The sequence below is a fragment of the Methylocaldum sp. genome, from assembly GCF_035627495.1.
Classification (GTDB): domain Bacteria; phylum Pseudomonadota; class Gammaproteobacteria; order Methylococcales; family Methylococcaceae; genus Methylocaldum.
On sequence record NZ_DASPLO010000055.1, the window covers coordinates 1 to 10,998 of the forward strand.

The following is a 10,998-nucleotide window of genomic DNA, read 5'->3' on the forward strand; positions in this document are numbered from 1 at the left end:
CCCCGGCCGTCCCAATCGCAAACGTCGCTTTAATCGCGACCTTCCTGCGTTCGACCGGTCCCGACCCAACCAGGGGTCGGGACCTGGCTCCACAATGACTCGACGCCCGGTCGCGATGCCTTGTGGGTCGCCTACGACCGCCGCTCTCGCGGCGACCTCCGGCCACCCACCCGGCGCTCGCGCTTCCGGGGACTACTCGACTCGCTCGCTCACTCGCTCCATGTCTCGCAGCGCCGGAAATTGCAGTTCAAACAATTCAGCTGTGGGATTTGCCCTGGCCCCATCTGTTATTTCACCCATTTCCACTGCGGCTCTATCTCCGTCCGTCGGGCACACGCTTGACCGATAAAGGATCTACGCCGTTGGCATCGGATGTGCTCTAGATGGTTGCCGGTACTAGTATCAGCCGGATGACAGTGTCGCCGGCAAGCCTTTTGTGCGTGCATTGCACGGACAAAGGCAGCTGACTAGTGCGCTTGGCTAAATCAATTCCGCGTAAACAGTTCAACAAAGGTAGTCACATGAAAAATAATAAACTTACCGTGTTCATGGGAGTGATCGGGCTTGCTGTCATGCTCCCGCAAACAGCCAGTGCGCATGAGGCACGGCATCTATGTGGAAGTGCGGACGGCGTGGACATCACCGACTGCCACGGGGCTCCCGCTACTTTTAAGCTTAGTGCGGGGTTCGCCAACGAACCTGCTTGGACCGGCGACGTTAATGGCATCAACCTGACTATCTCGTTCCATCCGGATGCGGCGCATGACAAGACTAAGGCAGAACCCGTCAATACGAGCACGGGCGACGAGGTTAAGCTCAATACCGCAAAGGTACAGTACTACGCCGACAAGAACGGCAAGCTGGAATTGAAAAGGCAGAAAAGCCTCTATCCGTCAGCGCAAAACGAATCCGATGCGGCCGGCAACGTGAAACAGAAATTCGGGACACCCAATGTCTACAATATTTACTTTCGTCCCAACAAGGCGGGAACGTACGGGTTCCATGTGGCCGGAACCCTGAAACATAAAACCAGCGTGGACGCGGACGGCAATCCCACGGCGGAACACATTGTGACGCAGGACTTCGACCAAACCTTTATCTGCGGGCCTCTGGGTACCAAGGATACTCACAGCAATCCCCCGTCGAAGTTCAATTGCGTCCAGGATGCGCTCGCTTTTCCTACCGGCGTTGATCATTAAGAGCACCGGTAAAGAATCCTTGAAGCCTGCGATCAACGCGTTAACGGAAGTTGCTCGCGATCGATCGGGAGACTTTCCGCTCTCGGATTGATCGACAAGTAAGTCGCGGCTCAGGCAGCACAAGTATTCTTGATTCGTTCTATAAAACCTGGTCGGCCAAGTCGGACCTGGACCGGAAAATAAGCCGTGCCGAGGTTCGGCGGGCTGGCGGTCGATCGGTCCTGATGTTTCCCCGTCAGCGATAAGGCGGCAACGACGCCTTATCGCTCATCCCATTCTACCTGTAGTGGACTGTAATTAAACGGGCCGGGACGGCAATCAGCGCCATTTCAGGATCAGCAGTCGACGAAATTCCCAAATCGGCTTTGACGTTTGTTTCGTACCCCTTACTCCGTAGTACACCGATAGACACGGAAGTTGCCCATTGGATAGTGGGCTGCTTCCAGCAAGGATTCCAGCCGTTCGCGGTTTTTTTGCTGGCTCTGTCGGTGGCAAAGATTGATTTCTCTGGGAACGGGCTCTGGCTGTCCGCACAACGAAACCCTACACTGGCTTAGACTGGGCCACTCGGTCGTGTGCGAGCTTGGTCCGATCGATCCAACAACAGCGAGCACCGAAAATCCAAAATCCAGAGGAACACAGCAATGTCTTCGAATATCAATCTGCCCGATTTTCTGGCTAAAGGCGCCTCCTGGGCTAAGAAAAATCTCGAGAATACCGCCTACTGGAACGCCAAGTTCGACCGGTTCGCGCGGCTGTTCGCCCGGTTGTCCGGCAGACCATTGGCCTTCAACATCGCCATGCTCATTATTCTGGCTTGGGTGATTACCGGGCCGATTTTCGGCTTCAGCGATACCTGGCAGTTGGTCATCAACACGGCGACCACCATTGTGACGTTTCTCATGGTGTTCCTGATCCAGCACACGCAGAACCGGGATACCGAAGCCCTGCAAGTGAAACTCGACGAACTCATCCGCGCCATCGAAAAAGCCGACGATACCTTGTTGGATTTGGAAGAGTTGGAAGAAGAGGAACTGACTATACTGCGCAGCAAATACGTGAGCCTAGCCCGTATAGCTCGGGAAAAGGCGAGGGCTGAAACGAAGGAGGATTCCTCCACAGGCAAGCCATGAAGGGACCCGCCACGGTATAGTCAACGCGGCTATGCTGAGCTTCCTCTGGCTTTTCCTGGCCGCCTACGGTGCGGCGGCCATTTCCGGTGCCGCTGGATTCGGCGGAGCATTGTTGCTGCTTCCTTTACTGGTTGCTACGGTCGGGACGACCGAGGCCGTTCCCTTGCTGACCATCGCCCAGTTCATCGGCAATCTTTCCCGCGCCGGCTTCGGGTTTTCTCAAATTCAGTGGCGTCCTGCGGGACTGTTCCTGCTCGGCGCGATCCCTTTCAGCATCCTGGGTTCCGTCTCGTTTGTCGCCCTTCCGAAGGATACCGTAAACCGAGGCATCGGCACCGCCATCCTCCTGTTCATCCTGCTCAAGTCGCTTGGCACTCTAAAATGGAAGGCCAGTCCCACTTTCCTGATCTTGGGCGGGGGAAGCGTAGGGTTTTTGTCGGGATTGGTCGGCAGTGCCGGCCCACTGGGAGCGGCCATTTTCCTGACCCTCGGGTTGCCTCCTGTGGCCTATGTCGCTACCGAGGCGGCCACGGCTTTAGCGATGCACGGCGCAAAAACCGCCGTATATCAATACTACATTCCGCTGGATGGCGAATTCTGGCGGCTCGCCGGATTCATGGGCCTGGCGATGGTCCTGGGGACGTGGTCCGCCAAAAAGGTGATCGAGCGTTTGCCGCGCGACCGGTTTCAGCAGTATGTAGCAGGGCTATTGGCCGTTATGGCTGTCTATATGGTCGCTCACGGTTGACCGGCATTCAGGTGAAAGTGGCTGGCTTCATCATTCGACCGCCACGAAAAAAAGCTCATGAACGGCCGCCGCTCAAAACCGCGAATGCCCGCCGGTCGGCGCCGGAGGGCAGGTCCTGTGCGGGGTTTTCGATCCAGGCCGCGATATCCTGCCAAAGCCGGGGCGCTTCCAAATCACGCAGCAGCAGATGATAGCCCTTTTCGTAAAACGCGATGCGCCACCGCCCGTTCCGAGGCGCTCTCTTCAGCATACGATAGACCGATGCCTTAGGGATAATCTCGTCCCGTTCCCCGTAGAGGACCAGCGTTAATCGGTCCATTTTGTCTACCTGCTCGGAAGCTCTGCTCATCAAATCGGCAACCCCATAAACCGTGCCGATGCGGGTCTCTTTGAGGACCAATGGATCATGGTAAAGCGCTCGCAGCATCTCGGTGTTATCTGACGGGACAAGATGCAGGCTCTCGCCCGTCAACCGCAACCAGGGAACAGTATGGGCGGCCGTCCAGAGCGCGGCTCTTTGATACCACGGCACGGTCTTCCAGCCCCATACGGCCGGAGCGGATAAGATGATGCCATCCGCCGGGGGCGCGTGGCGGTGCGTCAGGGCCACCATGATCTCGGCAGCCCCCATGCTCTCGCCGAGCAAGTAGATCGGAATGCCGGGATGCCGATCCTGGATCAGCCGGACGAATTCCGAAAGATCGTGAAGGTAGATCGGGATCCCCGCCCAGGAGCCGCGCTTCGGCGCGCCGCCGAAGCCCCGCTGGTCATAGGCGTAGGAGCCGATGCCGTAATGCGTGAGGTAGTTTCCCGGTTCCTCGAAAAAGGCGCTGTAATCGTTAAACCCATGCAATGCCACGATGACGGCTTTGACCGGACGATGCTCAGGAACCCAGCTTCGCGTCGGCAGCCTGGCATGATCGCCGGTGATGAAATAGTTCCCGATCAGTCGAGGGGTTGTCGTGGCTTTCGGTTCCGGATTTTGATCCAGAAGCGCATACGTGGTGGAAAGGAGGAGCGCACCGAAGAGTAAAGTGATGCCTGTAACGGCTATCATAACGGCCATTGTTCTGGCCCGGCGAAGCCCTGCCTTCAGCGCCAAGGCCAGCCGCCCGGAGTTAAAATGCCATGGCCTCAGGGGCCCCACGATCATCGATCGAAACCATGGAGGGCGTTTCGAAGAAGGCTGTTCCTTCATCCGGCAGAAGCTACACACCACCTTGGGCATCAGGCAGAGCAGCAACACCAGTGCGAATACGATCCGGGCGTAGGCCGGGCTATGGAGAAGATGGGAGCCGATGAGGAGCGCGCCCAGAAAGATCATCGAACCGGAGTGATCCAGCGCGTATTCCGTCTCTTGCATCAGGCTCAACCACTGACTGCGAGAGTGCTTTTTCATGGGCTTGCCCTCGAAGTTACAGAGGGTACAGCGAGGAGAGGATCGAGCGCGTTGGCGCCGACCGGCCGCGAAGGGCATTGATCTGGAGTGAGCGGCAAGTAAAAAAAGCTTGAGTTAAGCGTTGGCCTCAACCTATCGCGCCTAACCAGCTGCCAAAGGCAGCAGTCGACACCAGGTACAACAAAACCGAAAGATCTCGCGCGTTTCCCTTTCTGGCTCCGGATGGACCGGTATAGACTGAAAAATTGCAGTTTCGTCATACGCCCACGTACTCCAAAGGGAATCACGTAGGCATCATCAGCCGATCGAAGAACCGATCAAGCGGTTAAAAGAGGAATGCCATCTCTCTTAAATTCTAAGATCCAGTCCCGGCCTGAATGTTCAGGTGGGGCGACAAAGTGCCGCAAATCGGTTGCTTCCGCTAGGAAGCCTAGGAAAAACACCGTCGGCGTTTTATTCCTCTTTCGTGTGGCGGACGGCGGGCCACGTGACGACGTGGGCTAGATCCATCCGCCGCACCAGTTTTTGGATCACGGCCTCCACCCGATCCGGCTCGTCGTAAAACTCGACTACCAAGGGCAAATCCAGGGACAGGTCGACCAATGAGGCGGTGTGGATTTTCCCGTCCTTGCCGAACCCCGTCATACCCCGTAGCACGGTGACACCGGCAACTCTTTCTTCGTCGTGCAGGAATTTCATGAGTTTGGACAGAAGATGCTCGCCCTCGCGGAGATAAACCCGCGCTATGGTGACTTGCTGATGTGCCATAACCAGTTTCCCATGAGTGTGCCCAACCAGACCGCCGCGACGCCGAGCAAAGCGTTCACGGCGAAGATGCTCAATAGACCCTGAAACTCCAGCCGAATTTCGGACAATTGGAACGCGAGCCACAAAGTAGCCGCCAGGGTCATCACACCGAGCAAACTGACCAAGATGATCGCCCGGTAGAGAACGGACAGATCGAAGTAATGAAAGACGAATTCGGCCGCCGCGGCCAGGACAAAGGCGATCATCAGGGCGAGCGCCAGGCCGCCATACGGAAACCCGTGTCCCAACCAGGGATAGAGATCGGCGGCAAAGAGCTGCCGCCCCAACACCAGTCCGATCCAGACCGCTGCCAAACATAACACCGTGCTCAGCAGGATATTCAATCCGGCTTTGGCCAGATTGCCTTCTTCGAACAGGTACAGCGTTTCCAAGGCAAAGGTCGAGAAGGTCGTATAGGCGCCCAGGAACCCCACCAAAATCGCCGCCCGGTATTCAACGGCCAGCGAAAATCGCTGCAACATCAACTCGGTGAGGAACCCCATCAGGAATGAGCCGGACACGTTCACGAAGAGGGTGCCGTGCGGAAAGGCTCGGCCCAACCAGGCGTAAATGCCGGTGGCGATCAGGTAACGCGCCACGGCTCCGACCGAGCCGCCCAAAGCGATGGCGAAGAGTTGTCCCATCATACCTAACTCAAGGCTCGAATCATCAGCACCATTCCGGCGACTGCCAGAAATCCCGCGAAGATGCGGCGGTATTTGGCTTGATCGATCTGTGTGTAAAGCATTTCGTCGGTCAACAGAAAAATCAGCGAGCCGACCACCAAGTAAATCCCGTTTTCAGCAAAAGGCACATCGATCTGTGACCGACTGAACAGCCACAGCGTCAGGATCTGTGCGGCGGCAAAGGTGGCATAGGACGCCGCGACGGTGACGCGGGCCACATCCTTGGTATAGTCCTTATGGTGAACCAGCGCCGTGAGGAGCGAGCCACCCAGATTGCTGAGCCCGTGCACGATACCCATAGTCACGAAGTAAGCCTTTTCGTATTTCATCAAGGCGTCGATGATTCGGGTCACAGCCGGTGAAAACTCCTTCAAGGCTATGAGCAGCAAAAACAATCCGATCAACACGCCGATATTGATCCGGGTATGAGTGACCAGGAATAGGAAGAGTCCGATGGGCGGCAGCGTCAGGAGCAACACCCGACGGTAAAAGGAAAAATCGATGTGGGCATGGTGTTTGGCGATCTGCAACAGATTGATGGCGATCGAAATCGGCAGCAGCACGATGAGCACATCGACGAATTCGTAACCGAGCAGCAAAACGCCCGCGCCGAAAATGGACTGCACGATTGCTGTGACGATCACCGTCAACAGGATATCGACCGACATGGTATCCCCCTAAGCTTAATTTCGTTGGCTTTTGTCACTCGTTAGACTGGGCTTCGCGCAATCAGAGAAGCCCATGTGTCAAAGGGTATCTCCCAGCTGCTGTCCGCCCCGCGATGTTTTTCCGTGCCATTGTAAACCCTCAGACCTCAGAAGGAGCCGGTATGAGCGCTCGAATTGAATCCATCCAGGCCATGCAGATTGACGATTTGATCGCTGCAAGATCAACAGGCCGCACAGCGAACGGTGGGTTTGGCTTGGGAGCAGCCTTTGGCCGGTGGCTGTATCGGACAAGGAGCGGACTACCTCAATTATGGGATCGGATGCTACGGGCGGGCTTGCCGATTTGAACCCGTCATTTGCACCTAATGTGGTCCCGGACCGGATGATTTCAGTCCCGCGCGGATGATTGCCGTCTCAGTGGCCAATAATCCGGGGTCTTGCGCACTTTTGGTGATGCCGGTGGCCGCGAAGACTTATCGCGGCGCCGGGTCAAGCACACAATTACGGCTTCAGCATTGATACCCTTGCTGGACCCAATAGCGCCAGTCCTCGACCGCTTGAACCGTCTCCTCGTCCGCGGCCACCGGCATCAATTGAGCGAGCGGGACGGCCCGATCTCCTTGTCTCCGACGGATCAGGACAAACATTTCATGTTCGCATTCCTCTTCCGGGGCCATCTCGATCACCTCTACCGTCTCGTTCCTATGCAAGGGAGAAATGGCCCGCTGGGCGACACATTCCGCCGTGAACGGAAACTGGAGCTTATCCTGAAGGTAGTAATACCAGCCCATCGCCCGCTCGGTGTCGTCGTAGCGGTCGACGATGATGTCCAGGGTGATCCGCGCCTCGCGTTCGGGATTGCGCTTGATCTCATTCATAACTCACGCCTCCGGGCTTGCCTGATGGTTTTTGACTCTACACCGTCAGGCGATAGACCATGCCTGATAAATCAGGTGCGGGGGTGCACCGATCGCGGGGGCATCAGGCGGCCCATAAAAGCCGGCGGGTTAATAAATCCAGGCCCGCGCGGCCGTACCTCGACCGCTTCAGCATTTTGAGCCGGTTGATGCGGCCTTCGACCGGCCCGTTGCTCCAGGGTAAGATCAGGCTGGCTTTCACGGCGTCATAGGCATCGCGCAGCCCTTTGGCAAAGCGCCGCAAGGCGGGGCTGGCCCTCTGGGCAACGCACATCAGCCAATGATCGAAGCGGCCGGACTGCTGCTGGCGGACGATGGCCGCAAACTCGTGGGCGAGCTCGATGGCAGCCGCCAATTCCGCGTGTTGTGCTTTGAGCCGCAGGATCATCGGAACAGTTGTAAGGTTTCACGCTGGCCCGCATTCCAGCGCTCGAGAAGGCAGGCCTTGTAGGGATCCGCGAGACTGCTGCCCTGGTCGCTGCGCCCCTTGCGTTCCGGAAAAACCGGCGCCTGACGGTAACGGGTCACGGTCATGCGACCGAGGCCCAAGCGTCGCGCGATCACGCGATCAGACCAGCCATGGCGGTGCAGTTCCCAGACTCGGGTGTAATGGGCGAGGCGCCGCGCCCGGCGTTGCTCGGCCCGTTGGCGCGCCAGGGGCGGTGGTCGGGTTGGCGGCACCGGCACCGTCACGGTGCCATCTTCACGGATGATCGGTTTGGACTCCAACTGCTTCTTGACCTCGGTAAGAACGGAACCGTGGGCGCTGAAGACCTGATCGAGGGCCTCGCTCAAGTTCTGCAGCAAATGGAAGCGGTCGGCCACCTGGATTGCCTGCGGCGCACCCGCGCGCGTCCCATCCCGATAGGCGATGGACCGATCCCGGGTCACAACTTTCACGCCGGGATGCGCACGTAGCCAACCGGCCAGGGTCTCGGCCTCGCGATCGGCGCGCAGGGCGACCGGCCGGCTTTGCACCAGGTCGACGAGGATCGTGCCGTAGGTTTGGCGTTTGCGATGAGCCCAATCGTCAACGCCCAGCATGGCCGGCGGGGGTGCGTCCGGCAAAGGTTGACGGCGTACCAGCCGTAACAACGTATGACGGGACACCGGGATGCCGAAGTGACCGCTCAGCCGACTTCCGGCCGACCCACCCAAAGCCAAGCCGATGAGGGTCAGCCGTTTGGCCAAGCGCACCGTCCGGCGTGCCCACGGTTCGACCCTGTCGGGCAGGCCGCATTGTCACAGAAGAGCTTACGCACGCTGAGCTGAAGCCGAAGGCCATAGCCGCTCCACGGCAGATCGGCCAGGGTGCGCTGATAGCGGCTGTGGCGGCGTGCCGCCGGCTGATGGCAGCCCGGGCAAGGCGGTGTCGGCTGTATGGATGTGATCTGCAGTACGCGCTGAGATCGCGCCATCTCCACCCGCCAGGCATCGAAGCGAAGATCGGATAACGCGAGGAACTGTTGGACAATGAAATGCATCCCCTCGATATGGGGACAGCCGGTCGAAAACCATCACCAAAAGTGCGCAAGATCCATAATCTGGTCCTAAAATCGCGCTGATTGCCGTCCCGGCCCGTTTAATTACAGTCCGCTACACCTATCGTTCACGACAGCTTTTCCACTCAGCATTTCAAGAACAACGACGGGTAACGGGCTTTAAGGACGTATACTGTCGGCTACGGGGTTCGAAAACTCTCCGCCTTCCGCGCGAATCAAAGGATGAAAACCCCATATCATGGATATCTCACCCCCGCAAGGGACAGTGCAGAGGGCTTCGAGAAATGAACTCAACCCGAGTTGTTCCGCTGGTCACACGCGTCCACCGGCTATAAAGCCCAGCACGCTGTCTTGATCCACCCCAACCTTCGAGGCATGCTGACTTCCTTTTTCTGGAAAGCATCCATGAAAGAAAACAACGTTGTGATTTCCGCTTACGGCGTACGGACACCTAAGATCATTTACGGTACGGCTTGGAAGAAAGACCGCACGGCGGCCTTGGTGGAACAGGCCATCATGCTTGGATTTCGCGGCATCGACACCGCCTGTCAGCCCAAGCACTACGACGAACCGGGGGTCGGTGAAGGCCTGGCGGCCAGCCTGAATGCGGGACTGACCCGCGCGGACCTCTATCTCCAGAGCAAATTCACGCCCGCGAGCGGCCAGGATCCGGCGCGGATGCCTTACGATCCGAAGGCGAGCCTGCCCAGCCAAGTCGCCCAATCATTCGAGACCTCCCTAAGGAACCTTCGGACCAGCTATCTCGATGGGCTGGTGCTGCATTCACCCTTGGCGAACGAGCGGCACACGATGGACGTGTGGCAGGCGATGGAAGCGATCGTCGATGCCGGCGGCGCCAAACAACTGGGGATCAGCAATTGCTATGAACTCGAACAGCTCAAGCGTTTGTATCGGAAGGCCCGCATCAAACCGGCGGTGGTCCAGAACCGCTTCTATGCCGAGACTCACCATGACCGAGAGATCCGAGGCTTTTGTCGGCAACACAAGATTCTTTATCAGAGCTTCTGGACCCTCACCGCCAATCCCCAGATTCTGGCGCACGCCACGATTCAAGCCCTGGCCTCGAAATACGGACGCACACCCGCACAAGTCTTTTTCCGTTATCTGACCCAAATCGACATCATTCCCTTGACCGGAACGACATCGGAAGCACACATGCGAGAAGACCTGGCGATCTTCGATTTCGAACTGACGACAAGCGAATGCGATGCCGTGACCACATTGCTCTAGTCTCAAAGGGCAGCCCGCCTTGTCCCTGCCAATGCGGGATATCGAGCCTTGGCCCGAAATAAATCTTACAAAAGCGTGGCGGAGCGGGCTCTTTTCGAACGGACATAAGTCAAAAAAGAAAAGCATGACCCGTTAGTTCGGTGCTGTCGCTTTCATAATCGGAATTAATGCAGTTGCCCGGATTTTGCCGGTATCCCGGTTTTGGAAGCCGCCCGACGGGTGTTTGGATTGGAGACGATCCGATCAATCATCGGACATCTTCGATAACCGAGGACAAGACAATGACTAGCTACGAAGACTTTTTACTGAACGAACTCGTAGGAACAATGGGTCTCGACGACGAGGAAATATCGGAGATTTTGAAAAAGATCGAGGAACAGAGAGCTAAGCACGACAGCGATGATTCCGAGAAGAGCCATTGAACGGCTCTTCTTTAGGGATAGCCCCAGCAGACGGCGCGATTGGCTTGCCGCCGGGCGAATCCGGTTTAAGCTGAAACGGACTGCCCGGAACGTTGGGGTATTCCGCTAAGAAGCTGTTTAGAGACCTAGTCAGCCCTGAAGTATTTCTAACACACTGACACATATACGGATTCGTTGCATATTGGCTGGTACAATTTGCAAGAAAACCGGTCATTTGATTTCGATTTCTTGCAAATTCGGGTGGGTTGCATGAAGCCAAGAGAGCC

At 57.3% G+C, this 10,998-nt stretch carries 13 protein-coding genes and 1 riboswitch; of the genes, 5 read left to right on the forward strand and 8 right to left on the reverse strand.

Annotated elements, in window-relative coordinates; genetic code table 11:
* The first annotated feature begins 521 nt into the window (after positions 1–521).
* The 3 genes from VEB01_RS04465 (at position 522) to VEB01_RS04475 (ending at position 3,080) form a co-directional block, all read left to right on the forward strand.
* A complete protein-coding gene (locus VEB01_RS04465) occupies positions 522–1,199 on the forward strand; it encodes a hypothetical protein (protein WP_324873172.1) in 678 nt (225 codons plus the stop codon).
* A 644-nt stretch (positions 1,200–1,843) separates the two neighbouring features.
* Entirely contained in the window at positions 1,844–2,332 is a 489-nt protein-coding gene (locus VEB01_RS04470) for a low affinity iron permease family protein (protein WP_324873173.1), read from the forward strand.
* Positions 2,333–2,363: 31 nt separating this feature from the next.
* Entirely contained in the window at positions 2,364–3,080 is a 717-nt protein-coding gene (locus VEB01_RS04475; RefSeq protein WP_324873175.1) for a sulfite exporter TauE/SafE family protein, read from the forward strand.
* A 55-nt stretch (positions 3,081–3,135) separates the two neighbouring features.
* Here VEB01_RS04475 and VEB01_RS04480 read toward each other — a convergent pair whose 3' ends face one another.
* The 8 genes from VEB01_RS04480 to VEB01_RS04515 form a co-directional block, all read right to left on the reverse strand.
* Complete coding sequence (locus VEB01_RS04480; protein ID WP_324873177.1) at positions 3,136–4,479, reverse strand: alpha/beta hydrolase; 1,344 nt, start codon at positions 4,477–4,479, stop codon at positions 3,136–3,138.
* 281 nt (positions 4,480–4,760) lie between these two features.
* Positions 4,761–4,835: riboswitch (Fluoride riboswitch) on the reverse strand.
* A 97-nt stretch (positions 4,836–4,932) separates the two neighbouring features.
* Complete coding sequence (locus VEB01_RS04485) at positions 4,933–5,247, reverse strand: DUF190 domain-containing protein (protein WP_324873179.1); 315 nt, start codon at positions 5,245–5,247, stop codon at positions 4,933–4,935.
* Positions 5,223–5,933 (reverse strand): fluoride efflux transporter CrcB, encoded by a 711-nt coding sequence (crcB, locus tag VEB01_RS04490; RefSeq protein WP_324873180.1) that lies wholly within the window; start codon positions 5,931–5,933, stop codon positions 5,223–5,225. Before crcB ends, VEB01_RS04485 begins: the two co-directional genes overlap by 25 nt.
* A gap of 2 nt (positions 5,934–5,935) precedes the next feature.
* The gene (locus VEB01_RS04495; RefSeq protein ID WP_324873182.1) at positions 5,936–6,640 is read right to left on the reverse strand and encodes a hypothetical protein; all 705 of its coding nucleotides are present in this window, start codon (positions 6,638–6,640) and stop codon (positions 5,936–5,938) included.
* Between the two features lie 509 nt (positions 6,641–7,149).
* Positions 7,150–7,518, reverse strand: a complete 369-nt coding sequence (locus VEB01_RS04500; protein ID WP_324873183.1) for a calcium-binding protein — start codon at positions 7,516–7,518, stop codon at positions 7,150–7,152.
* A gap of 103 nt (positions 7,519–7,621) precedes the next feature.
* The gene (locus VEB01_RS04505) at positions 7,622–7,945 is read right to left on the reverse strand and encodes a transposase (protein ID WP_324873185.1); all 324 of its coding nucleotides are present in this window, start codon (positions 7,943–7,945) and stop codon (positions 7,622–7,624) included.
* Entirely contained in the window at positions 7,942–8,754 is an 813-nt protein-coding gene (locus tag VEB01_RS04510) for a transposase (protein WP_324873186.1), read from the reverse strand. Before VEB01_RS04510 ends, VEB01_RS04505 begins: the two co-directional genes overlap by 4 nt.
* Positions 8,733–9,041, reverse strand: coding sequence for a transposase family protein (locus VEB01_RS04515; protein WP_324873188.1), 309 nt, complete (start codon positions 9,039–9,041; stop codon positions 8,733–8,735). Before VEB01_RS04515 ends, VEB01_RS04510 begins: the two co-directional genes overlap by 22 nt.
* A gap of 423 nt (positions 9,042–9,464) precedes the next feature.
* Here VEB01_RS04515 and VEB01_RS04520 point away from each other — a divergent pair, with 423 nt between their 5' ends.
* Entirely contained in the window at positions 9,465–10,310 is an 846-nt protein-coding gene (locus VEB01_RS04520) for an aldo/keto reductase family protein (RefSeq protein ID WP_324873190.1), read from the forward strand.
* 281 nt (positions 10,311–10,591) lie between these two features.
* Complete coding sequence (locus tag VEB01_RS04525; RefSeq protein WP_324873192.1) at positions 10,592–10,732, forward strand: hypothetical protein; 141 nt, start codon at positions 10,592–10,594, stop codon at positions 10,730–10,732.
* Positions 10,733–10,998: the final 266 nt, after the last annotated feature.